Genomic DNA, 22,229 nt, shown 5'->3' with positions numbered 1-22,229 from the left:
GACGCGCCGGTTGGCCACACGCACGAAGGACAGGCGGCCGGCGTCGGGCGGGCCCGCGGAGCCTTCCCCGGGCTCCACGTCTGCAGCGAGCCCGCCCACCCACCCCTGCAACTGCGACACAGAGGAGACGCATGTTCGTCCACTCCGACCGCCTGCCCACGAGCACGGCGGTCCCACAGGGCACCATCACCCCGGCCCCCTGGGGCCTCAGTCGCATGGCGCCCTACCCGACGATGACCCCCGGCTACGCCCGGGCCGAGCTGAACCCCTCTACCCAGACCGCCGTGTTCTTCGACCACTCCGGCCAGGTGATGGAGATGCCCGGCCACGGCACCAGCACCGGCACCAGCCCCTCCACGGGCACCAGCCCCGACGGCAACGGCAGCACCCAGGACAGCGACCAGGGCAGCGACAACGACCAGTGAGTGACCCGCGTCCGGTGTTGGTCGTCACCAGTCTGTACGACCCCACCGCCGACGTGGTGATCACCGAACTGCACGACCGGGGTGTCCCGGTCGTGCGGTTCGACTCGGGGGACTTCCCCGCATCACTGTCGGTGGAGGCAGAGATCACCCAGGACGGCATCCGGGGGAGCATCGAAACCCCGTCCCGTACTGCCGAACTCGACCATGTCCGCGCGCTGTACTACCGGCGCCCGACCGGCTTCGCCTTCCCGCACCTCGACGAGCAGGACGCACGGTTCGCCATCACCCAGGCCCGGTACGGCCTCGGGGGCGTGATCGCATCTCTTCCCGACTGCCTGTACGTGAACCACCCACACTTCATCGGCGACGCCGAATTCAAGCCCTCCGGCCTGGCCGCCGCGGTGGAGGCCGGCCTCCAGGTGCCGCGCACGCTGATCACGTCGACCCCCGACGCCGCCCGAGCCTTCATCAAGCGGCACAGCCCCGCGATCTACAAGCCCCTGTGGAACCCCACTTATCGGATCGACGACGTCTCCTCCGTCGTCAAGATCGCCGAGGTGACCGCCGAGGGCATCGACCTGCGGGTGGCCGGCACTGCCCACATGTTCCAGCAGCGCGTACCGAAGACAGCCGACATCCGTGTGACCGTCATCGGCCCGCGCACCTTCAGTGTCCGGATCGACTCCGACCTCCTGGACTGGCGGACCGACTACAGCCGCTTGAGCTACACGCCCGTGCGCACGCCCGAAGAGATCGAGCTGTCGCTCCATGAGTACATGGACCACTTCGGGCTCCATTTCGGCGCTTTCGACTTCGCCCTGGACGCCGAAGGGCAATGGTGGTTCCTGGAATGCAACCCGTCCGGCCAATGGCACTGGCTGGAGCACGAGACCGGTCTGCCGATGTGTGCAGCCCTTGCCGACCTACTGGAAAGGAAGCCGTGAGCGACCACGACCAGCTCCTTGGGCAGCTCATCGACCACATGACCGCCAGCGGCTCCCTGCGCACACAGCCGTGGAAGGACGCCGCCGCGACCGTGCCCAGGCACGAATTCCTCCGCAACGGCTTCTTCCGCATGGTGCCCGGCTCGTCGCCCACCGCCTGGGCCCCGGTCCTGGAGGACGGGGACGGCTGGCTCGCGGCTTGCTACGCCGATGAGTCCCTGGTTACGCAGATCGCAGGCACGATCAAGCCGACGGACATCCGCGGCGAGATCATGCGGGAACCGACCAGCTCGAGCACGCTCCCCTCGCTCGTGCTGCGCATGCTCGAGGACCTCGAGATGGAGCCGGGCATGAAGGTGCTGGAGATCGGCACTGGCACCGGCTACTCGACCGCGGTGCTCTGCGCCCGCCTGGGTGACGGCCGCGTCACCTCCATCGAGTACGACGAACAGGTGGCTCTGCGGGCCCGGGAGGCTCTCGGCCGGCTGGGTACGTACCCCAACCTCCTGATCGGGGACGGCCTCCTCGGCGAGAACGAGGAAGCGCCGTACGACCGGATCATCGCCACCTGCGCCGTACAGACGGTGCCTGGGGCCTGGCTCGAACAGACCCGGCCCGGCGGACAGATCCTGACGACCATCGGTGGCTGGCTGAGCGCGTCCGAACTGGTACGCGTGACGGTCCACGAAGACGGCACGGCATCCGGGTCGGTGCTGGGCGGACAGGTCAGTTTCATGCTCGCCCGCCCCCATCAGGCGCCTCCGCTCGGCCTGCTTCCGAACCTCAGCACGGGCAAGGAACGCGAGGCCGTCATCGGTGCCGACGTTCTAAACGACTGGACGACCCGCTTCATCGCACAATTCGCTATGCCGACTGCGCAGCGCCTAAAACTGCGGCAGGGCCAACACGCCGAGGAGGTACTCGTCGACGTCGCCACCGGCTCGTTCGCCGCGCTCCACGAAGAAGACGGCCGCTGGATCGTTCGACAGGGCGGTCCTGACCGGCTCTGGGATGCCGTCGAGGAGCACCTCGGCCGCTGGCATACCGCAGGGACGCCAGCAGTGGAAGAGGCCACCATCCATGTCACTCCGGAGGGCCAGAGCATCCACTGGTAGACCTCACGACCGGCCCCGCTCGTCCGTCTCCCCCGTGGCGGACGGACGGGGCCTTCCGCTGCGCGCGGCGCCCTCACGCCCAACTGCTGCGCGAGCGGACCGCCCGCCATCACCGCCTGGACGACATCCTTCGTGGCGGCGACACCTACAGGCCCCACGTCGGCGAGTACCAATACACGAAGGCGTTCATCCGCGACCGCAGCCACACCGAAGCAACGGAGCGCGCCCTGCTGTCGGTGCTGGCCGAACAAGCTCAGCACGCGGATTGGACAGCCTTCGGCACACGGTGCCCAGCAGATCCCCGCCAGCCTGGACGAGGCCACCACGCTCCCACCAAACCTGAGATGCAGCGCTCGCCGGAAACGCCCCCGCCTGCCAGACACCCAATCCGCAAGCCGGGATACAGACGGCAGCGGTGCCCGTGAACTCAACGGATCAGCAGCACACCGGCCACCGATAAAGGCGGTCTCGGGCCGGCCTCCCCCGGGGTGCTGGTCGTCCTGCACTTCGTGCAAGCAAGGGGCGTAGGAGATCCCGACGATCAAACCATCCGCCGTGAGAAGTCTGGCCACCGTCTGGCCCCACGGCTCAGTGCGGGCCTGATGCACCAGCCCGAAGCGCCGCAGCAAGCGGCATCGTGCTCACCGCCGACACCGTGGACCTCGTTGTCGCCGACCGCCAGCAGCGCGCATGACCGCAGGCGAAGTGCCCGCCTCACCGTCCAGGGCGGGCGCTCGCGCATAACGACGCGCATCCCCACCTGGCGGAACGAACCTCCAAGATGCGGCCGTAAGAGCGAAGGATCATCCTGAACCAGACGCGGAATCTACGCCGGAGGGTGATGGCGATGAGCACACGACGACCCACCACGACGGCTCTCACACTCGGGGCGGCCCTGGCCGTCGCGGCGCTCGGTGTCGCCGGGGTTACCCCTGCTGCGACGGCCCAACCGGGACCAGGCGACCCGTGCTCGACGCTGAACGCCACCACAACCGACAGCAGCGGCCAGACCATGTGGTGCAAGCAGACGATGACAGGCGACCACAGCCTCTACTGGATGTACGGCGGACCGGCATAGCGCACGCCCGGGACATGGCGCGGCCCGCTGACCGTACAGCCAGCGGGCCATGGTGCACCGGATGGAGCGCCCCTTCGCGGGACCGCCGACGGTACGCTGCGCCTGGCCGATGCGGTAGATGTATGCGGTCTCGACGGCGACCGCGAGACGGGGTGCAGAGTCGTCCGTCAGCTCAATCCGAGCGTCTGCAGGGCCGTTGCCCAGTCCGTGGCGATCGCGTGCTGTGCTGCGGCCAACGTGACCTTGCCCGAGCAGACGGCGGTGTGGAGCTTCGTCTCTACGGGGTCCTTCGGGCTGCGGCTGATGCACCCCGAGATCCCCATCGTCTGGGCCGACTCCGCCTATGCCGGACAGCTCGCGACCTGGGCGAAGACCTACCTGAACCTGACGATCAAGACCGTCAGCCGCCCGAAGGACGCCTCCGGGTTCGTCGTTCTGCCCCGGCGCTGGGTCGTCGAACGCTCACACGCCTGGGTCATGCACGCCCGTAGGTCCGTCTGTATCTGGGTCAGTACGACCAGCTCACCGCCATAATCGACCAGTTACAAGCGTCTGGCCTCGCGCCGCGGCCCGCTCGAGGCCCTGGTCGCCGTCGAACACTCGATCATCACCGCGGTCTGGCACATGCTCACCGACCACGTCGCCTAGCACGAGCTCGGCGGCGACTACTTCGCCCGGCGTGACCCCGAACGCGCCACTCGCTAGGCCATCAACCGGCTCAACCAGCTCGGCTACCGCGTCACCCTCAACCCCATCGACACCGCAGTCTGACAGCGCCGTCCCGGCCTCACCCGACGATCCCCCGGACCGCCGGGACCCAGACCTGCCCACACCACCGCTGACCAGGTTCTATTTACGCGTCAAGAACGGTCTGCCGGCGAGAGGACACAGTTTTGAGGAGTTCTGGAATCGCGTCGGTACTTGCGTCTGACTCGTGTCGGTCGTCCCAGGAGCGCGTCGCCGACCAGCTCGACAGCCTCGCTGGGCAGGTCGGCATCGCCGAGTACCGGGAGCAGGAGCAGCAGGCGGGCATGCGGCGCGTGGACGCCCGGAGCCTTCTCGTCGGGCGTGCCGGCGATGTGCGCGAGCTCCTGCGCGTCGAGAGCAGCTTCGGCTTCCTCGAAGGCCTGGATGCGTTCGGTGATCTCGAGGTCCACCAGGCCGTTGACGAGGCGCTGCTGGTCGGTGCCAGCGAACGTGCCGCAGCTGCCGAGGAGGGCCTGATAGCGGCGGGTGATGACGAGGTGGTCGAGGGGCCGGATCGGCCACACCCCTGTCGTCCAGGTCAGGGGCCGGGGCTCCGGGCGGGTGTCGATGGCGGGCATGGCCTGCTACAAGCTCGGCGAGTGGTCCCGCTTGATCTACGCGTTCTGCGCCCTCCTCACCTTGGCGGCTCTGGCGTTCCCCGCCGCATCCCGCAGCGGGCGTCAGCGGGCGACCGTGTTGTAGCAGTGGGCGAAGGTGTCGGTGACCACGGGCCAGGTGCAGGGTGTCGGCGGGGTCTCGCGGTTGTGGTCCGCCATGCGGCGCCGGGCTCCAGGAGTTCGGGCCAGCCAGACAAGCTCGTCGCAGAGCGCGAACGTCGACGGGCGGCACAGCGCCCCTTCGCGGTTGTGCCGGACGAAGTCAGCGACGCCCGTATGGGCGCGCGCCAGGACCGGCACCCCGCTGGTACGAGCCTCCAGGGCGGCGATGCCGAACGCCTCGTGGTTCGAGGCATTGACGAACAGGTCTGCCTCGGACAGCAGCCGCCGCACCTCGCTCGCGTCGATCCGGCCCGCGAGACGGACCCAACCGGCCATGTCGTGCCGGTGCACGTAGCGGCGCATGGCTGCCATGCACTGCCCGTCCCCGGCGACCGTGGCGCGCAACGCCACGTTGCGGGTCGCCAGCCGCGACTGCGCCGACCGCAGAGCCGCCAGCAGCTCCATCGGCTGCTTGCGAGGGACGAGGCGGCCGACGGAGACGATGTGGACGCGGTCATCGTCGCGGCCGTTTCGTGCCGGGCCGCGCCACAGGACGGGATCGATGCCGTTGGGAACCACCAGCGGCGTCAGGTGCGGCAAGGCCTTGCCGATCAGCCCTGCGGCCGACCGGCTGACGGCCGTCACGGCGACCGGGGCGGACAGCCCGAAGGCCGGCCGCCCCAGGCAGCGGTAGAGAGTGCGCACCACGGAGCCCCAGGTGCTGTGCACCGTCACCACTGCCGGGATCTGCAGGCGTCGGACGCACGCCAGCGCCGACCAGGCGAACAGCGACACCGCACCCACGTGCACGTGGACGACCCGCGGCGCGAGGCCGGTGAGCAGCCGGTCCAGCTCCCGCCCCGCCCTCGGATGGACGGGCAGCTGATAGGGGATGCGTGCGGTGATCCTGTGCACGGGGTACGGCCACGAATCCTGGCTATGGCCGACGGCAGGAGTGGCGGTCGTCACCGCAACGTGCTGCCCGGACCGGTACTGCGCTTCCGCCAAGGCGATGACCTGGCTCTCAATCCCACCAGTGCGCGGCGCAAAGCAGTCCGAAATGTGGAGAATCATGCCTGGGGGTGTGTTCTTTCACGCCCATCCGGACGACGAGGCGCTGCTGACCGCCGGAACGATGGCGAGGCTGGCCTCCGAGGGCCACCGGGTGGTGCTCGTGCTGGCGACCTCAGGGGAGGGGGGCCTCGCGGCACCGGAGTACCTCGCCCGGGGACTGGGCGGCCTGCGCCGCGCGGAGGCCCGTGCCTCGGCACGTCTCCTGGGCTCTGCCCGGGTCGCCTTCCTCGGCTACCGCGACTCCGGGCACACGTCCCCGCCCCCCGAGGGGTCGTTCGCCGCGGCGGACGCCGACGAAGCGGCAGGGTGCCTCGCGGACCTGCTGGCCTCCGAGCGCGCCGCCGTCCTGACGGTCTACGACCCGGCCGGCGGATACGGACACCCGGACCATGTGCAGGTCCACCGGGTCGGTTACCGGGCGGCCCGCCTCGCCGGGACCCCCGTGGTGCTGGAGGCGACCGTCGACCGCGACCTGCTGCTGCGCGGACTCCGCTGGGCCTCCTGGGCCCGCCGCCTCCCACCCGGCTTCGATCGCGACTCCTTCCACCGCGCCTACGCACCTCGTGCGCAGATCACGCACCGGGTGCGGGTCGGGCACCACTGGGCCGCCAAACGCGCCAGCATGGCCGCGCACGTGAGCCAGGCGGGCGGCGGCGACTCCGTGCGGACCCTGGCAGCGCTGCACCGTCTGCCCGCTCCGGTGTTCCGCCAGGTACTGGGCACGGAGTGGTACATCCAGCGGGGTCTCCCACCGGGCACCCGCCTGAGCCATCCCCTGGCGACCTTCAACGGCTATGAGTCCCGGGCATGGTGAGGCCCCGTCGGCTCTTCGTGCCGTGGCTGCTGGGCCTCGCCTCGGCCGCTGCGGGGATCGCGCTGCTGGTACTCGCGGTGCCGCGGGCCGCGGGCACACAGTGGTCGGCGGTCAGGGCCGGCCTCGGGCAGGTCGACGGCTTCCACCTCGCGATCCTCGCCACCCTGGCGGGCATGGGCTTGTGGGCCTACACGTACGTCCTCAGCGCCTCGCTGCCCGGCCTGACCCGCTCCCGGGCGCTGGTGCTGAACTGCACAGGGAGCGCCGTCAGCAACGTCCTGCCCGCTGGGGGCGCGGCCGGAGTGGCCGTCACCTACTCCATGACGCGTCGATGGGGGCACCCACCGCGGGCAGTAGCCGCGTCCATCGTCGTGACCGGGGTCTGCAACGTCCTGACCCGGCTGGTGCTCTCCATCACCGGGATGCTGGTGCTGGCCGGGCTTTCCTCACCGGGCACCGGCTGGGCCGTCGACACCGGCGCCGCGCTGCCGGTCGCGTGCCTGGCCTGCGGCGGCCTCTGGCTGCTCCGAGGGCCACTCCGACGGGCCGTCAGGCGCCACGCCGGGACACGGCTGTTCCGGGGACCCGCGCCCGGAGTCGTAGTGCGGATGCGCAGGCTCGCAGGGAGATGCCGCCATGACTGCCATTCCGTGTGGTTGCGGTCGTGGCCGCGCCTGGTGGGCGGGATGGCAGGCACGGTGGCCGCGCAAGGTCTGCTCTTCCTCACTTGCCTGAGGGTGACCGGTGCCGGTACAGGACTCGGGCCGGCAGTGGCGGTCTTCGCGGCCAGCAGGCTGCTCACCCAGATCGGCATCACGCCCGGCGGCATCGGGGTCACCGAGAGCGCCGCCGCGTTCGCCCTCGTCGCCTTCGGCGGGGCGCCCGCCGCCGTGGCCTCGAGCATGCTGTTGTACACCGCCTTCACCTATCTGCTGGAGATCCTTCTGGGCTGTCTCGCCGGGGCATTCTTCCTGCTGTGCGAAGGGCGGCGCGCCCGCCGCCCCGCACCAGCCACCACCACGCGAGACCCGTCAGAGCCGCCAGCCCGCCTGTGACGGCGGCGAGCGCGGACGGCCACGTGGGGCCCACTCCGATCGGCATCACGACCAGGAACGTCGCCGTGGTTGCGGCCTTGGCGACGGGGTGCCCCAGCATTCGCCATGCCACCGCAGCCAGCGGCACGAGACCCCACAGCAGGTACCACACCTGTACCACCGGCGCGCACACCACGACCGTCAGCAGTGCCATGCCCGCGGCATACTCGGCTCCCCTGCGAGGGGCTCGCAGCGCCCAGTAGACGACGGCAGCCGCACCGGCCAGCAGAGCCGCCGCCCGAGCGGCAACCATCAGAGTCCCCGTCCAGGCCCGCCAGCCAGCCGCCGAAGCCAGCCACTCCAGAAGCGTGCCCACGTCCGTACTCGGCGAGAGCAACGTCCGCACGGAGGCAGGGGTGCCGAGTGTACGCACCCAGCCGAAGCCCTGTCCGCACAGGAGCCCTTCCAGCAGACCTGCACCAGCGGCCACCACGAGGATCCCGGCCGCCAGCCGAGCCCGGCGCACCCAGCCGGTCCGGCCCGCCACCGCCGCCACTGCGGCACACAGCAGTGCCGCCCCGGCCGGCGCCTTGATCAGCGCCGCCGTGGTCAGCAGGACGGCGCCCGCGACCCACCGGTCCCGGCGGAACGCCACGAGCCCCGTCATCATCGCGCCGAGTATCAGCGCGTCGTTGTGCGCACCCCCCACCATGTGCAACAGCACCAGCGGGCTGAGGGCAGTGGCCCATAGCGCCCCCGCCGCTTCGCGTGCCCCCGTCCCGCCGATGTCGGCCGCCAGCCGCAGCACCGCCACGACCGCCGCTGCCAGTCCGACCATCGCCAGCAGCCGCATCCCCAACGTCGCCGCCACCACGTGGCCCTCGCCCGTCACGGTCACCACGGCGCGTGCGGCGGCAAGGAAAACCGGCCCGTACGGAGCTGGGGTGTCATGCCACATCCCGGGCACATTGGCCGACAGCGCCCCGCCCAGCGCACCCGGGCCCAGCCGGTACGCATCCCACCCGCGCGCCGCCAGCGCCCCCTCGGCGACATAGCTGTAGGCGTCACTGCTGAAGAGCAGCGGGCACGGAAGCAGCGGCACTGACCAGCACAGGAGGGCGGTCCACTGTTGCCTGCGGGTCACCACGGCCCCGTCGAGCAGGAGGCGGCCCAGCCACCACCACCCAGTCACCAGCAGCACCAGGCCGGCGTACGAGAGGACGAAGCCCACCAGCATCTCCACCTGGCCGGGCTGTCCCCACACGCCGTCAGGAACCCCCAGTGGCAGCGCACCGGCTCCCCAGCTGCCGGCCGCGACCAGCGCAGAGCCCGCGGTGCCGAGCAGCAGCCAGCCCGGAGCCTTCATCGTCACGGAATGAGGGTACGGAAGACCGGCCGAGGATTTCACAGCCTTTCCTCCATGTTTGTCACTAATCTCTCTGACATCGGCTCCTATGCATGCCGCGTGCTGTCCGTGCACCCGCATCCTCACCGACGTCCGCCGGGCCTTCGCCGCTGTCGGCGATCCGGCAACGCTGCGGACGAGCGGCCCGCTGGAGCCTCAACGGGGACACAGAGCCGCCGTGGGCGGAGTACGACGCCAACGGCCTGACCTCGCGCGGCCCGCAGCTGCCGCTGACGGACTACGGCATCGCTTGGCCAACCGCCGCTTCCTCGACGGTGTTCGGGCCAAGGGCTTCACCCGCAACCAGTTGTTCGACGCCTGGGCCCGCTACTGCCCCGGGCCAAAGCCTCCCGCCGAGCCCGCCCAGCCGGTGACCTAGCCCCTCCCCCGGACCGCAACATGCTGGCACGGGGTCTGCGACAGCGACGCCGAAGAGCGGCGCCACGACCAGGCGCACCGGCTGAGCGAGCGGCAGACTCACCCCAACCGCCCCCATCCGCCCGCCGGTCGGCCGGCCCAGCACGAGAGCCTGCGTCGCCGGCGTCCTGCCAGTTACCCCGATGACCACGGCCTTGGTCGTATGGCGCTCGCGCCACTTCACCCAGCCCGAGGCAAGGCCGGCAACGTACGGTGCGTCGGTCCGCTTACCCACCAGGCGCTCCACGCCCGCGAGCGCTCCGACCCACTGGAGGGCTTGCCCGCGGTCCTCCGTGGTCGGCACCGCGCGCAGGGTGGCCGGGCCGTCCTTGAGGAGTCGCAGCAGCTCGGTGCGACGCTCAACATACGGGCGGGGTCACCAGTCGGTGTCGCCCACGGCGAGGACGTCGAAGAGGGCGACGTGGACGGTGAACTCGGCGCGAGGTCGCGGGCCGCGGCGGCCGGCCCGGCTCTGCAGCCGGTCGAAGGCCACGCCGGAGCCGTCGGTGAGGACCGCGACGAGCTCACCGTCGAGGACGGCGTCGGGCAGGCCGGCGGCAGCGTCTGCGACGTCGGAGAACGGGCGGGACAGGTCAGTGCCATGCCGGCTCCACACCCGTCGGGTCGCGGTGTGAATCTGGCATCTCCACCCGTCCAATACGGGCCTTCAGCGTAGGTCGATGGCTCCCGGCGCGCGCCCCCGTGGCTTCGTTCACGAGAGCGGACAGAAACTTGTTCAACCCTTCCAACAGCACCCCGGCAAGACGCTGATTCGAACGCCCAGAGTCGGCTGGCCGTGGAGTCACTGGGTGAGATTCGTCAGCCCTATGGGAGGCCCGACACTCGTTCCGGTCACTGCCCAGCACGACACGCTGATGATCGGTTGGAGCCAGTGGACGATGCCGTAGTGATCAACGAAAGGCTTGGCCCGTCGCTCGCTGGCAGTCGTCCGAGCAGAGGCGGCGGGCGGGTCACCGAGCGGCGGCTACACGAGCGCGCCGTCGCCGCAGTCGTTCCTCATCATCCCGACACCGACCAAAGGATCTTTCCTGTGAAGCGTCCGACCGCCGTTCTGGCCGCTGCGCTGCTTGCCGCCGGAGCCCTTGCTACCGCCCCCACCCCCGCATCAGCCACATCAGCCGTCAACTGCCCTGCCGGGAACTTCTGCGTGTGGACCGGACCGAACTTCACCAGCCAACGGGTAACCTTCAGCGGCGACGATGCAGAGTGGGAAGACGACGTGTCGCACCAGGACGCCTCCTGGGCCAACCACGCCCAGCCCGGCCCCGGAGTCAAGGACCACGTCGCGGTCTACAGCGGGCCCAACTACACAGGCAGCGTCACTCTCTGCCTCGGGCCCGGCCAGGAAGTCTCCAGCAACCCCTCGGCTGCCGGTCGAGGGGCGTCAAGCCGCTGGACGATGTCCTGCTGACCCACGTGCGACCACAGCGCCAGGTCAGACCCCGGTAGGCCATCCAGGAGGCACTGGCCGGACAAACCCACCAGCCTGCTCGGATCGGACAGCACGCCGACCGAGCAGGCCGCCGACAGCCGTCATGCGAATCGAACAACAAGATGGGCTGCGGTTGCTTCCCCCGCCCACGGCCAGGACACGAGGAGCTTTCGTGGAGTTCCGTTCAATCTCTCGGGAGTCGTCTGTGTTCCAGCAGCCCGTCTCTGCCACAGATGTCCGGGAGATCTGCGCGCGCCTTCGGCGCCAACGTCGGGGTCACCTCGGCGGTGGAGATGGGCGGCGGCATGTACAACACGACGTACCGGATCACCGCCGAGGGCCTGCCGGAGCCGGTCATTCTGCGAACCGCCCCCGCCCCGGATCGGCAGTTCGCGTCCGAGCGGGAGCTGATGCGGAACGAGTACGCCACCGTGCCCTACCTCTCCACGATCGCGGCCCTGGTCCCGCGGATGCTGTTTGCCGACTGGTCGCAAGAGATCATCGGCCGGGACTGGGTGCTGCAAAGCCACCTCACCGGCGTGCCGGCCGCCGAACGCCTCGGTGCCTACGACCGCCCGCTCTGGCGGGGCTTCTTCGCCCAGCTCGGCGAGATCACCAGCCGGGTGCACTCCATCCGCGGCGCACACTTCGGCCCGGTCCCCGGTCCAGGGTTTCCCACCTGGAGTGCCGCCGTGGCGGCCTCCCTGCACGCCATCGCGGATGATCTGAGCGCCTCGAACCTGTACGCCGCAGACGTACGCAAGGTCGCTGACCTCGCCACCGAGCAACGCTACATTCTCGACGAGATCCGCGAGCCCCGTCTTCTCACCGGGGACTTGTGGACCGTTCACTAGGCAAGTCGGTTGTCGGGCGTGAGGTTGTCGGAACCTATCTGTGCCTTATTGGCACCCCAAGGGGTGGTGGGACCGACGTGAGTGTGCGCACGGGCTGCTCCTTTGGACAGGGCCGGTGCCGCTCGCCAGGGCAAGGCGGGCGGCAAGGAGGTCAGGTGGGCTGCGTGGTGATACGGGCGCCGACAGCGGTGAGTTTGGCGACGGGCTCCTCGTAGCCGCGTTCGAGGTAGCGGGTGCCGCTGATGGTGCTGGTGCCCTCGGCGACCAGGGCGGCGAGGACGTAGCCGAAGCCGGCCCGCAGGTCGGGGATGACTAGGCAGTGTCGTCAAATGATCTTGAGTGGTGGATCATGTTCGGGTGATACGCCGCCACGAACTGTCCGATGCCGAGTGGGAGTTCATCCGGCCGTTGCTGCCCGCGTCGTTGCGAGGGCGCAAGCGGCTGGATGACCGCAGGGTCCTGAACGGGATCGTATGGAAGTTCCGAACCGGGACAGCCTGGCGGGACGTGCCCGAGCGGTACGGACCGTGGGCCACACTGCACACCCGTTTCCGTCGTTGGGCGGCGGACGGCACGTCCGAGCGGATGCTCCGCGCCGCCCAGGCGAGGGCGGACGCAACTGGTGCCATCGACTGGCTGGTATCGGTCGACTCCACGATCGTCCGCGCCCACCAGCACGCCGCCGGCGCCCGAAAAGGGGGCTCCGCAGCCCGGCCCTCGGACGCTCCAGAGGCGGCCTGATCAGCAAGATTCACCTGGCCTGCGACGGCGTGGGCCGTCCGCTCGGCTTCACCGTCACGGGCGGCAACGCCAACGACTGCACCCAGTTCACCACCGTGATGGAGGCGATCCGAACTCCTCCGGATCCGCATCCTCTCCCAGTCGTGACCTGCATCAAGTCAGCCCCAAACACTGCCCTCAATGCCAGAGGTCAGCTCCGTCGCGCCCGCTGGGATCCATTGTCAGGAGGTCTTCATGCAGGCCCGACAAGGCCCGCCCAGTCGGGGAGCCATGTTCGCCCGACTCCATGACCATCCAGCCAGCCTCCACACCCGACACGTTTACATCGCCGCCGGCGTCCAGTTCGTCGAGGGTCGCGAACACCGCCTCATAGGCAACGGCTCGGACCAGGCGGACAAGGTCCTCCCGGTCCGCACCGGCGGCAAGAAGGCGTTGTGCGGCCGGCAGTTGATCGAGCGAGCCCGGCTCGGTCCACCCGTCGATCGCACCGTGCCACAGGCTTCGCAGCAGCACGAATCGCGCGAGCTGCGGAAGGTCTTCCGAGACCTCCGACTTGATCAGGTCGACAGGATCGGTCACGCCGACGGCGCTGAACTGGGCACGCAGCGACTCCGCGGCAGCCTTTCGTGACACGTTCAGGCTGTTCAGCCATTCCTGCCATGCTGGTTGAGGATCACTCACCGCAACAGCATGCCCTACGGTCGGGAGACGGGGCGATCGGCGCTCTGTCTCTGCTCGCGCACCAGGCGCTGTGGTTCACGGAACTGCGGACAGAGCCTTGAAAACGGCCGGGGATACTCATCGCCCCACTCCGTCCGGTTCTCAGAGGGCGTTAGTCCCGTTCCTGATGATGTGGTGTCGCCTGTTCGTGGGTGATGGGACGGTTCCATCTTCGCGTCATGGCGTGTACATGATGTGGTCTGGGCATGGAACGGATGCCGCACTCAACCGACTTGTCCGACGAGCAGTGGGCGTTGATCGAGCCGCTGGTCACCGCGTGGAAGCAGGAGCGGGTGGCACGGTCGGCGACCGGGAATCCGGGCTCCTGCGACCTGCGCGAGCTCGTGAACGCGCTGCTCTATCAGAACCGGACGGGCTGTCAGTGGCGGCTCCTGCCGCACGACTTCCCGGCCTGGTCCGGCGGGGAGACCGACAACACCACCGTCAAGACGGTCTACGCCCTCACCAGCCTGACCGCCGAGCAGGCCACCGCGCCCCAGCTCGCCGAACTCGTCCACAGCCACTGGAAGATCGAGGCCCTGTACCACACGCGACACCGCCTTCGCCGAGGACGCCTCCCAGCTGCGGACCGGCAACGCTCCCCGCGCGATGACCACCTGGCGCAACCGCCCTCCGCATGGCCGGAGTGAAGAACATCGCGGCCGGCCTCCGCCGTAACGCCCGCGACCCTCGCCGGCCCCCTCGCACTCCTCGGCCTCGGTTGATCACGAACCGGACGCCACGCGACTACGCCGAAGCCCTGGGTCAGCCCTCTGTGCATTTCGGCGTCAGCAGAGAGCAACGGCCAAGCTGACGACGTAGCGCTCCTCGACCGTCCCGTTCGGGAAGACGCCGGTCAGGAGGTCATGCTCCGCAGCCAAGAAGGCCTTGGTGGCCTTCTCTCCGAGGACCAGGAAGTCGGAGTAGCTGGCGAGGTTCGCAAGGGGTGTATCGAGCGGGACGCGCCGAGCCCAGGACACCTGGCGGGTAGTGAAACTGAGTGCGGGTGGCAGGCCGCGGAATCGGGCCATCGGATCGGGTTCGCTGACGTCGGCATCGAAGAGGCGGCGAAGGCGGGCGTCCTGGTCAGCTATCCAGGCGACCGTGCTGTCTGAGTCGTTCCACCAGAGGGCGAGTGCACCGCCGGGGCGAAGTACTCGCAGTGCTTCCGGGACGGATTTGCGCTGGTCGGTCCAGTGCCAGGCTTGGGCATAGGTGAGGATGTCCACGGACTCGGAGGCAAGCGGCAGGTTGTTGCCGTCCCCGAGCACGAGAGGGACCTCGGGCAGTCGGAGGCGGAACTGAGAAGCCATTCCGGGACCGGGTTCCACGGCGATGACGTGTGCACCACGGGCATGGAGGAGAGCGGTCGCCAGTCCGGTGCCAGCACCGATGTCCGCGACGCGGGCGCCATTTAAGGGGCGGTTGGCGAGTTCTTCGAGTGCGTTGAGCAGAACAGACGGATAGGATGGGCGGTTTGCGGCGTAGCTGGCGGCGGCCTTGTCGAAGGAACGGGCCTGAGAGGTTGTCATGCGATCATCCTCGTTGGCCGAAGGTGCCTGACGCAGTGCTTTACTGCCGTTTCCGGTGATGGCGATTCTTGAAATCGACCAGCCTGGATCTTGTTCCGCAGCTGATTCGGGTAGCAAGGATCTGAGGACGTGGCGGATCGCTCGGGTTGCAGATCTTGATCGTCTTGGGCTTGCGACCGGCTCGTCGGCGCGGTCAGGATCGGCTGCATGATCAAGGGTGTGATGTTCGACTTCTCCGGGACCCTCTTCCGGATCGAAGCGGCCGCGCAGTGGCTGCGCGCGGTGGCAGCGAATGCCGGTCTGGCCGTGCCCGAGGGTGAACTCGACGCGTGCGCCACCCGGCTGGAAGAGTTCGGGGCTCAGCCCGGAGGGGTTCCTCCGCGCCGAGTGCCGCCCCATCTGGAGGGACTGTGGCGGGAGCGCGATCTGACCACCGAACGACACCGGGCTGCCTTCACGGCCCTCACCCGGGAGGCGAAGCTGCCGTCAGCTGACCTGGCCGAGGCCCTGTATGAACGTTCCCAAGTGTCCGGGGCATGGCAGCCGAATCCCGACACCGAGGAAACCCTCCGCGCCCTGCATGGGCGAGGCATCCCGGTCGCTGTCGTCAGCAACATCGGCTGGGACATGCGCCCCGTCTTCCGCGACCACGGTGTCGATGACCTCGTGGACGCCTACTTCCTCTCCTTCGAGTGCGGGGTGAAGAAGCCCGATCCCCGGATCTTCCAGATGGCGTGCGACAAGCTCGGAGTGGCGCCCGGAGATGCACTCATGGTGGGAGACGAGCCCGTTGCGGACGTCGGCGCTGCCGCGCTGGGGTGCCAGGTCCACCTGGTCGATCCCTTGCCCGTTGACCGGCGTCCCGGCGCTCTGGCCGAGGTGTTCCAACTCCTTTGACGTGGCCGGACGGGTGCGACTTTCGGCGCGATGTTGAGGGCCCGGCGACCGAAGGTCGTCGGGCCCTCGTGATCGGTGAAGGTCAGATGGGTTCGGCCGCGTAGTAGGTGCGGAGGATTGGGTCGATCCCGGGGACCAGGCCTCGGTGCCACCCACCCGGTCGGGTTCGGGCCGCGTGGTGGGGTGGGCCTTTCTCTGCTCCGCATCGGCTCGGATCTGCTGCGCATGTGCGCGGATGTGGTCCACGTCCAGGAGGGTGCCGGGGCCTGAGAACTGGCCCAGCGCATCACGCGCTCGGGTCAGTAGGTCGGCCTCGGCCGCCGCGGTGGCGCGCCGACGTGAACGCCACGTGCGAATGATGACCAGTTGACGCAGCGCCGGTCGAAGGCCGCGGTTCTGGACGATGCCAGCGGACGATGCGACACCGGAACTTCCACTTCACGCCCGCGATCCACTGAGCCCCGGGCCGCAGGCCGGCTTCCGGCAGCCTCACTCTTGAAGGCGCAGCGGATGCCTCGTTGTGTTCGGTCGCATCCGAGTGTCCGCGAACACGCAGTGGTGACTCAGCGCTTCGGGTGGCCGGTGAGAGCTTGTCTTCGATCCAGACGCTATATTCATCCATCACTTGGTCACGATCCGCACCAACGATGATGTCGGGCCGGGTACCGGATGGCCCCCTGAGCTGGGGCCATGTGATCCTGTGGGGGGATACACCGTGCGACGTGCTGCTCTGCTTTCGACTGCCACTGCCACAGCGCTGGCGGCCTCGATGTTCACCGGCCCTGCCCTGGCCCGTGCCGATGCCGCTCCAGGGACTGGACCCGTCCTGGATAACGCGGACGCCTGGTACGACTATCCCGGAATGGTCTTCATCACCGCGCACTCGGACAATGCGATCACCCATATCACCGCACACTTCACCCCCGTCGGCAGCCCAGACGGCGCGCCCGAGGCCGGATCCACCGACGACTTCACCCAGCAGTCCGGCACGGACGGCCGGTCCGGAATCTGGCAGGCCCCGGTGCACCTCGCGAACCTCGGCGAGTACCGGATCACCGTCGATATGGAGGACTCCTCCGGCGCCACGGTCACCGGCGTCGCCTCACGCTCGACCCTGCAGTACCAGACCATCCTCACGATCCCGGACCTTACGGTGACGCCGACCAAGCCGGACTACTTCCATCAAAAAGTGACCGTCAACGGTACCGAACTTGCCGAGGACCCACGGACGCCCGGCACACGGGTTCCGGTCGCCAACGCGCCGGTCGTCATCACCTGCCAGGGCACCTCCCCATACAACAGGTTCAACACGCAGACCGACGCCGAAGGGCGCCTCACCTTCTCGTTCGTCCCCACCGTGTACTGGGCCGACATGACGGCGTGGCCACAAGACTCCAGCGCCTACCCCGGGGCGATCCTCCTGCGCTCGCCCCAGCAGCCCATGAACCCCGTGCAGGCACCGACCCGGTTCACGGCGAGCACACATGCCCTCAACTTGCGCCAGGGAACGACGGGCACGGTCACCGGCCACGCGGAGATCCAGACGGCCAACGGCTGGCAGCCGCTGCCGCACACGTCACTCAGCCTCATAGGCACCGGCTCTTCGCAGGGGTTCGGGGGGACGACCACCACGGACGACAACGGGTTCTACAGCCTGCGCGTCCCCTCGGACAATCCGTTGCCGACCGGCCAACTCGTCCTCGGCGACACGCCGTTCTTGCAGCCTGCCACTGAGCCTTTCAGCCTCCACGTGGCATACACGACTGACCTCACCATGGACGCCACGCTCGACGAGAAGTCCCGACTCCACGTCTCGGGAGACATCGAGTACAGCGATCCCCGTGCCCACTGGCCGTCGAGCACCGCCGTCACCATCGAATACTCCCAGGACGGCAAGACCGGCTGGAAGTCCGCCTCCACAATCCCGGTGAAGATCCGTTACAACAAGCCCAACTTCCAGGAAGTCTTCGGCGCGTCATTCACCGCGCAGAACAACGCCTACTGGCGTGCCCGCTTCAACGGCAACCCCGACCTTGCGAGCAGCACCACCAAGCCCGTCCACCTACGCCGCTACCCCACACGGATCACCGGTTTCGACGTCACCCCCGAACCGGTCAGCAGGAACGGCCTCATCCACCTCAATGGCACACTCCAGTACTACACGGGTACCGCCTGGAAGCCGCTCGCCGACGCCAGCCCCGCCCTGTACTTCCGGCCTCGCGGCGCCTCCACCTACCGCTACATCAGTGACCTGGACACCGACTCCAAGGGCCGGATCCGCAACATCACCCAAAACGACACCCAGGACGGCACCTGGGCAGTTGCCCTGAACCGCAACATAGGAGACCAGTACCTCAAGAGCCCCCTGGCCACGGACTACGTCGACGTGCGATGACCATGCCAGCAGACGTGGCGGCCGTCATCCGTCACGCTCAGCCAGCCAACTGAAGCACTGCGCGGCGCCAAATGAGGTCAGCCCTCGTGCAGCACGTAGGTTGTGCGCGCTGCACGAAGGGCCGGCCTCCGAGGCGGCCGACTTGTCTCCACGTCGGTGAGGGTGACTCGCGTCTCGGGCATGTTGCCGACGGAACCGATCCACCGGCGATGCCAAGTATGACCACCTCGTCAGCCTCGAGCTGGGCGGCGATCCGAACGATCCCCGCAACCTGCGAGTGGAAGAGCCGGTGTGCACGGGCAAGATCACACTGGCCGCGGCGCAGAAGGCGATCGCCACCGACTGGACCACCGCCCTGCACAAGTTCGGACTGAGCTGACAGCACCTCACCGCACCCGGCCCGTCTGCTGGCTCGCCCGGCGCCCAGGTGTCTGCGGTTGTCCGACCGTGGTGCTCGCAGCCGCCGTCTGCACGCGGGGCCCTGGCCGGGGCCGGGCCGGTCACCTGGATCTATTCGCCGTGGAGGGCCGGGTCGCCCTCCTCGATGTGGCAGGCGGGGCTGTGTCCCTGTTCCATGAGCCCGACCGCCCAGGGCATCGGCTGAACGCCCTTGAGCCGGACCATGCCGGGGGCGGGCCCCAGGCGGAAACCGGCGGGCTGGGACTTGCCGGAGGTGCTGGTCACTGCCAGTGGGTTGAGCCGCCGTCGAAATTGTTCCAGCCGAGGGTTATCTGCTGGCCATCGTCGTTTCCATCCAGGGCATAGTGGCCGCTCGCCTGCGGGGCGATGTAGCTGCCGGTGCCGACGGGGGTCACGCTGAACCGCTGGTTTGGGCGGCCGTTGCAGTTCCAGATGACGATGCCCGTCCCGTCGCTGTAGTTGCCGCCCGGGACGTCCATGCACAGGTTGAGGTTGTAGGACGGGTGGAAGTACCAGCCGCCTTCGGCGGCACGCTCAAGACACCAGTGCTCGTTGCCTTGGCCTCCTCCGTTCCACTCGATCACGTGGGTTCCCGAGCCGCCCCAGCCAGAAGCATTCATGTAGAGGTTGTTGTGGGTGTCCTGCCATGTGTCGTTCTGCGCACACTTGTTCACGGCCGGCTGCTGGCCACTGGTGGGTTGGGCCTGGGCTGGGGTCGTGAGCAGCCCAAGGCCAGCCGCGCACGCGACAGCGACACTGATTCGTGCGATCTTCCTCATGTGCCCTCCTCTTGTCTGACGCCTTGACTGCCATTCCTCTGAAACACTTGGCCTGTCACTGCACGAGTCGGCTTGCAGCGCACTGCCCCACTCGCAGTCGGCTCACGAACTGAGGGACGCCTGAAGGCATCGGGTGTTGGGCCTTGACCCCTGATCTTGGACACACGAGACACTGGATCCTGAGGATCTGAGAACGGACATCTCGTGGTCATGAAGAACTATCCGCCGGAGTTCAAGGCGGACGCGGTCGCGCTGTACCAGTCGCGGCCCGACGCGACGATCAGGCAGGTTGCTGCCGATCTGGGGATCAACCCCGAAACCCTGCGGAACTGGGTCCGGGCGGCTGGCGCGAGCCGGCCCCGGGGGCGGCAGGCGGAGGCGCCCGCCGAGCCGCCCACGCCGCTGGAGGCAGAGAACGCCGCTCTGCGGAAGAAGGTCCGTGAACTGGAGGAGGAGCGCGAAATCCTGCGGAAGGCTGCGAAGTATTTCGCCGGGGAGACGCGCTGGTGAACCGCTTCCAGTTCGTCGCCGACCACCAGCGCCGTTACGGCGTGAAGCGGCTGTGCGCCATCCTGGGCATCGCCCGCTCCAGCTTCTACTACTGGCGCCGGACGGCCGAAGACCGGGCGGCCCGGCAGGCAGCCGACGCCCGCCTGGCCGCCCGGATACGCGCCGTGCACCGCGAGTCGGACGGCACCTACGGCGTCCCCCGGATCACCGCCGAGCTCCGCGGGGATGGCGAGCGGGTCAACCACAAGCGGGTCGCGCGTGTGATGGGGAGCATCGGCCTGGCGGGCGTGCGGTTGCGTCGCAGGCACCGCACCACGGTTGCGGACCCGGCCGCGGTGAAGGCGCCGGACCTGATCGGCCGCGACTTCACCGCCAGTGAACCGAATACCAAGTACGTCGGCGACATCACCTATCTCCCCGTGGACGGCGGGAAGTTCCTCTACCTGGCCACCGTCATCGACCTCGCCTCGCGCCGCCTGGCCGGCTGGGCGATCGCGGATCACATGCGCACCGGTCTCGTCACCGACGCCCTGGCCGCCGCCGAACGCACCCGCGGCAGCCTCGCCGGAGCGGTCTTGCACACCGACCACGGAACCCAATACACCAGCCGGGCATTCTCCGACGCCTGCCGCAGGGCCGGCGTCCTGCAGTCGATGAGCGCGATCGGCTCCAGCGCTGACAACGCACTCGCCGAGTCATTCAACGCGACGTTCAAACGCGAGACGCTCCAGGGCCGCAAGACCTGGTCCAGCGAGCACGAGGCCCACCTCGACGCGTTCCGCTGGCTACACCGCTACAACACCCGACGCCGTCACTCCAGCCTCGGACACCGCAGCCCGATCGCCTACGAAACCGCCTCCCGAACAGCACCAACTACGCTGACACCAGCCGCATAGCCCGTGTCCAAGATTCGGGGTCAACGCCCCGAAATCGAAGTCGACCCCGACCACAACAGCCTGCGCCTGCACTGGAAGGCCACCCCGCCCCAGCGTGTGCAGCGCATCCTCGCTCACCTGCCCAACGGCGTGACCGCTTCGGTCCTTCCGGCCCGCTACTCCAAGGCCGATCTGCACGTGGCCCGCAACAAGCTCCTGCGCGGCGGCAAGCCCGTGAATCTGCGCGTGGCTGGCGTATCGACCCACCTCCAAATAACCAGCATCGGCCCGGCCGTGGACGGAAGCCGCCTCGACATCACTTATGTCGATGCCCCCGGTCCCAACGTGGCCGCTTCGAGGGACCCCCTCGCACCGGCTGCCCGCAAGGACCGTTCGCGCGAGGTCAAAGCCCTCACCGACCGGCTGACAGGCATCAACACCACCGCGAGCTACAAGGCTGTGCCCACCGAGGCCCCAAAACCCGCGGCCCCGGCCAGCCGTCCCGCCTCCGTAAGGCCGAACGCGACGGAGATCACCAGGCAGACGGACTGGGCCCCCTGGTCCGGCGGTTCCGCGCTGCGGAATCCCACCGGCGGTATCTGCTCCAGTGGCTTCGGCATCAAGAACGAAAAGGGCGAGAACATGCTCACTACCGCTGATCACTGCGGTGGGGGCGACGGTTCTTGGTCGACTTATGCCGGTGGTGACGCCGTCGGCACTACCGACAGCACCGAGAGCTTCACGAAGGTCGATATCCAGGGGATCCACCTCCCGAGGCCTCAGCTCAGCGGCTACCTGTACGACGGAGCAGCGAAGCTGAACTACAACTACACGAAACGGGTCACCGGCTGGGGTCACAACAACGTCGGCGACTCCGTGTGCGAGGACGGCGCCAACGGCGGTGTCCACTGCAACATCAAGATCGACCAGACTGACGTCGGAACCACCGGCGTCGGAGGCTGGTGGCGGCCCATCACTGACCTCGCCTACGCCACCTCGCTGACCCCGGACGGCATCGCAGGAGTCAACGGCGACAGCGGCGCCCCCGTCTTCGCCGGCGCGAACAACTACACGACCGACGAGGCACGCGGAACACTCACTGCCTTCGATACCACGACCCCCTGCCCGGGAGACGAAACTTCGAGCACCGTCGGGGACGGCCAGGTCCGCACGCCATGGTGCTTTAAGACGTCGTTTCAGTTGGTGAGTCGGCGGTAGCTGATGAGGGCTGCGGCGATGCCGACGAAGGCCAGGAAGTGTTCGGCCTTGCGCTCGTAGCGG

General features: G+C 68.6%; 20 protein-coding genes and 6 pseudogenes. 17 read left to right on the top strand and 9 right to left on the bottom strand.

The features are described 5' to 3' along the window. The first annotated feature begins 131 nt into the window (after positions 1-131). The 5 genes and pseudogenes from tgmA to ACZ5NH_RS42895 form a co-directional block, all read left to right on the top strand. Positions 132-425: a putative ATP-grasp-modified RiPP gene (tgmA, locus tag ACZ5NH_RS42915; RefSeq protein ID WP_468783584.1), complete on the top strand. Its 294-nt coding sequence runs from the start codon at positions 132-134 to the stop codon at positions 423-425. Continuing rightward, a complete protein-coding gene (tgmB, locus tag ACZ5NH_RS42910; protein ID WP_468783582.1) occupies positions 422-1,369 on the top strand; it encodes an ATP-grasp ribosomal peptide maturase in 948 nt (315 codons plus the stop codon). Before tgmA ends, tgmB begins: the two co-directional genes overlap by 4 nt. Continuing rightward, a complete protein-coding gene (tgmC, locus tag ACZ5NH_RS42905) occupies positions 1,366-2,484 on the top strand; it encodes an ATP-grasp peptide maturase system methyltransferase (protein WP_468783580.1) in 1,119 nt (372 codons plus the stop codon). The genes tgmB and tgmC overlap by 4 nt, the downstream gene beginning before the upstream one ends. 847 nt (positions 2,485-3,331) lie before the next feature. After that, positions 3,332-3,562: a hypothetical protein gene (locus ACZ5NH_RS42900; protein WP_468783578.1), complete on the top strand. Its 231-nt coding sequence runs from the start codon at positions 3,332-3,334 to the stop codon at positions 3,560-3,562. 288 nt (positions 3,563-3,850) lie between these two features. Further along, positions 3,851-4,054 (top strand): annotated as a pseudogene (locus ACZ5NH_RS42895) (transposase); the annotation flags it as partial. Between the two features lie 368 nt (positions 4,055-4,422). Here ACZ5NH_RS42895 and ACZ5NH_RS42890 read toward each other — a convergent pair. Continuing rightward, positions 4,423-4,833 carry a hypothetical protein gene (locus ACZ5NH_RS42890; RefSeq protein ID WP_468783576.1) on the bottom strand — a complete coding sequence of 137 codons (411 nt, stop codon included), beginning with the start codon at positions 4,831-4,833 and terminating at the stop codon, positions 4,423-4,425. Here ACZ5NH_RS42890 and ACZ5NH_RS42885 point away from each other — a divergent pair. Beyond that, positions 4,817-4,930, top strand: a pseudogene (locus ACZ5NH_RS42885) (IS630 family transposase); the annotation flags it as partial. The gene ACZ5NH_RS42890 and the pseudogene ACZ5NH_RS42885 overlap by 17 nt on opposite strands. Positions 4,931-4,989: 59 nt before the next feature. Here ACZ5NH_RS42885 and ACZ5NH_RS42880 read toward each other — a convergent pair. Next, entirely contained in the window at positions 4,990-6,102 is a 1,113-nt protein-coding gene (locus tag ACZ5NH_RS42880; RefSeq protein ID WP_468783574.1) for a glycosyltransferase family 4 protein, read from the bottom strand. On the opposite strand from ACZ5NH_RS42880, the gene ACZ5NH_RS42875 reads away from it, so the two are divergent. Beyond that, positions 6,101-6,916: a PIG-L deacetylase family protein gene (locus ACZ5NH_RS42875; protein ID WP_468783572.1), complete on the top strand. Its 816-nt coding sequence runs from the start codon at positions 6,101-6,103 to the stop codon at positions 6,914-6,916. The genes ACZ5NH_RS42880 and ACZ5NH_RS42875 overlap by 2 nt on opposite strands. Continuing rightward, positions 6,910-7,971, top strand: coding sequence for a lysylphosphatidylglycerol synthase transmembrane domain-containing protein (locus ACZ5NH_RS42870; protein ID WP_468783570.1), 1,062 nt, complete (start codon positions 6,910-6,912; stop codon positions 7,969-7,971). Before ACZ5NH_RS42875 ends, ACZ5NH_RS42870 begins: the two co-directional genes overlap by 7 nt. Before the next feature lie 7 nt (positions 7,972-7,978). Here ACZ5NH_RS42870 and mptB read toward each other — a convergent pair. Further along, positions 7,979-9,316 (bottom strand): annotated as a pseudogene (gene mptB / locus ACZ5NH_RS42865) (polyprenol phosphomannose-dependent alpha 1,6 mannosyltransferase MptB); the annotation flags it as partial. Between the two features lie 88 nt (positions 9,317-9,404). Between mptB and ACZ5NH_RS42860 the strand changes: the two are divergent. After that, on the top strand, positions 9,405-9,734 hold the full coding sequence (locus ACZ5NH_RS42860; RefSeq protein WP_468783568.1) for a DUF3631 domain-containing protein: 330 nt from the start codon (positions 9,405-9,407) through the stop codon (positions 9,732-9,734). A 414-nt stretch (positions 9,735-10,148) separates the two neighbouring features. Here the strand turns inward: ACZ5NH_RS42860 and ACZ5NH_RS42855 are convergent, their stop codons facing one another. Beyond that, positions 10,149-10,430, bottom strand: a complete 282-nt coding sequence (locus ACZ5NH_RS42855; protein WP_468783566.1) for an ATP-dependent DNA ligase — start codon at positions 10,428-10,430, stop codon at positions 10,149-10,151. 138 nt (positions 10,431-10,568) lie between these two features. On the opposite strand from ACZ5NH_RS42855, the gene ACZ5NH_RS42850 reads away from it, so the two are divergent. The 3 genes and pseudogenes from ACZ5NH_RS42850 to ACZ5NH_RS42840 all read left to right on the top strand — a co-directional run. Next, entirely contained in the window at positions 10,569-11,204 is a 636-nt protein-coding gene (locus ACZ5NH_RS42850) for a peptidase inhibitor family I36 protein (protein ID WP_468783564.1), read from the top strand. Between the two features lie 254 nt (positions 11,205-11,458). Next, positions 11,459-12,079: a phosphotransferase family protein gene (locus ACZ5NH_RS42845; RefSeq protein ID WP_468783562.1), complete on the top strand. Its 621-nt coding sequence runs from the start codon at positions 11,459-11,461 to the stop codon at positions 12,077-12,079. A 357-nt stretch (positions 12,080-12,436) separates the two neighbouring features. Beyond that, positions 12,437-12,939 (top strand): annotated as a pseudogene (locus ACZ5NH_RS42840) (IS5 family transposase); the annotation flags it as partial. Between the two features lie 58 nt (positions 12,940-12,997). Here ACZ5NH_RS42840 and ACZ5NH_RS42835 read toward each other — a convergent pair. Continuing rightward, positions 12,998-13,501: a hypothetical protein gene (locus ACZ5NH_RS42835; protein WP_468783560.1), complete on the bottom strand. Its 504-nt coding sequence runs from the start codon at positions 13,499-13,501 to the stop codon at positions 12,998-13,000. Positions 13,502-13,746: 245 nt separating this feature from the next. Here ACZ5NH_RS42835 and ACZ5NH_RS42830 point away from each other — a divergent pair. Continuing rightward, positions 13,747-13,956, top strand: a pseudogene (locus ACZ5NH_RS42830) (transposase); the annotation flags it as partial. A gap of 372 nt (positions 13,957-14,328) precedes the next feature. On the opposite strand, the gene ACZ5NH_RS42825 reads toward ACZ5NH_RS42830, so the two are convergent. After that, a complete protein-coding gene (locus ACZ5NH_RS42825) occupies positions 14,329-15,072 on the bottom strand; it encodes a class I SAM-dependent methyltransferase (protein ID WP_468783558.1) in 744 nt (247 codons plus the stop codon). Between the two features lie 207 nt (positions 15,073-15,279). On the opposite strand from ACZ5NH_RS42825, the gene ACZ5NH_RS42820 reads away from it, so the two are divergent. Beyond that, positions 15,280-15,969 (top strand): HAD family hydrolase, encoded by a 690-nt coding sequence (locus tag ACZ5NH_RS42820; RefSeq protein ID WP_468783556.1) that lies wholly within the window; start codon positions 15,280-15,282, stop codon positions 15,967-15,969. Between the two features lie 862 nt (positions 15,970-16,831). Next, positions 16,832-18,364, top strand: coding sequence for a hypothetical protein (locus ACZ5NH_RS42815; RefSeq protein ID WP_468783554.1), 1,533 nt, complete (start codon positions 16,832-16,834; stop codon positions 18,362-18,364). Positions 18,365-18,874: 510 nt separating this feature from the next. Here ACZ5NH_RS42815 and ACZ5NH_RS42810 read toward each other — a convergent pair. Both ACZ5NH_RS42810 and ACZ5NH_RS42805 read right to left on the bottom strand, forming a co-directional pair. Beyond that, complete coding sequence (locus ACZ5NH_RS42810) at positions 18,875-19,048, bottom strand: hypothetical protein (RefSeq protein WP_468783552.1); 174 nt, start codon at positions 19,046-19,048, stop codon at positions 18,875-18,877. Then, positions 19,045-19,563 (bottom strand): RICIN domain-containing protein, encoded by a 519-nt coding sequence (locus tag ACZ5NH_RS42805; RefSeq protein WP_468783550.1) that lies wholly within the window; start codon positions 19,561-19,563, stop codon positions 19,045-19,047. Before ACZ5NH_RS42805 ends, ACZ5NH_RS42810 begins: the two co-directional genes overlap by 4 nt. 204 nt (positions 19,564-19,767) lie before the next feature. Between ACZ5NH_RS42805 and ACZ5NH_RS42800 the strand changes: the two genes are divergently transcribed. After that, a protein-coding gene (locus ACZ5NH_RS42800; RefSeq protein WP_468783548.1) for an IS3 family transposase occupies positions 19,768-20,969 on the top strand; the annotation gives its coding sequence in 2 pieces (ribosomal slippage) (positions 19,768-20,059 and positions 20,059-20,969; 1,203 coding nt in all). Between the two features lie 96 nt (positions 20,970-21,065). Next, positions 21,066-22,166 carry a chymotrypsin family serine protease gene (locus ACZ5NH_RS42795; protein WP_468783546.1) on the top strand — a complete coding sequence of 367 codons (1,101 nt, stop codon included), beginning with the start codon at positions 21,066-21,068 and terminating at the stop codon, positions 22,164-22,166. Here ACZ5NH_RS42795 and ACZ5NH_RS42790 read toward each other — a convergent pair. Further along, a pseudogene (locus ACZ5NH_RS42790) lies at positions 22,145-22,229 on the bottom strand (IS5/IS1182 family transposase); the annotation flags it as partial. The gene ACZ5NH_RS42795 and the pseudogene ACZ5NH_RS42790 overlap by 22 nt on opposite strands.

This window comes from Streptomyces sp. NPDC031426 (assembly GCF_055581585.1).
This window is presented reverse-complemented; position numbering and strand designations above follow the sequence as displayed.

What these genes read in the sequence shown, in the direction of transcription:
- tgmA (WP_468783584.1), top strand. Translation starts at nt 132, where the DNA reads ATGTTCGTCCACTCCGACCGCCTGCCCACGAGCACGGCGGTCCCACAG.
- ACZ5NH_RS42900 (WP_468783578.1), top strand. Translation starts at nt 3,332, where the DNA reads ATGAGCACACGACGACCCACCACGACGGCTCTCACACTCGGGGCGGCC.
- ACZ5NH_RS42875 (WP_468783572.1), top strand. Translation starts at nt 6,101, where the DNA reads ATGCCTGGGGGTGTGTTCTTTCACGCCCATCCGGACGACGAGGCGCTG.
- ACZ5NH_RS42880 (WP_468783574.1), bottom strand. Translation starts at nt 6,102, where the DNA reads ATGATTCTCCACATTTCGGACTGCTTTGCGCCGCGCACTGGTGGGATT.
- ACZ5NH_RS42870 (WP_468783570.1), top strand. Translation starts at nt 6,910, where the DNA reads ATGGTGAGGCCCCGTCGGCTCTTCGTGCCGTGGCTGCTGGGCCTCGCC.
- ACZ5NH_RS42860 (WP_468783568.1), top strand. Translation starts at nt 9,405, where the DNA reads ATGCATGCCGCGTGCTGTCCGTGCACCCGCATCCTCACCGACGTCCGC.
- ACZ5NH_RS42845 (WP_468783562.1), top strand. Translation starts at nt 11,459, where the DNA reads ATGTCCGGGAGATCTGCGCGCGCCTTCGGCGCCAACGTCGGGGTCACC.
- ACZ5NH_RS42825 (WP_468783558.1), bottom strand. Translation starts at nt 15,072, where the DNA reads ATGACAACCTCTCAGGCCCGTTCCTTCGACAAGGCCGCCGCCAGCTAC.
- ACZ5NH_RS42820 (WP_468783556.1), top strand. Translation starts at nt 15,280, where the DNA reads ATGATCAAGGGTGTGATGTTCGACTTCTCCGGGACCCTCTTCCGGATC.
- ACZ5NH_RS42815 (WP_468783554.1), top strand. Translation starts at nt 16,832, where the DNA reads ATGGTCTTCATCACCGCGCACTCGGACAATGCGATCACCCATATCACC.
- ACZ5NH_RS42805 (WP_468783550.1), bottom strand. Translation starts at nt 19,563, where the DNA reads ATGAGGAAGATCGCACGAATCAGTGTCGCTGTCGCGTGCGCGGCTGGC.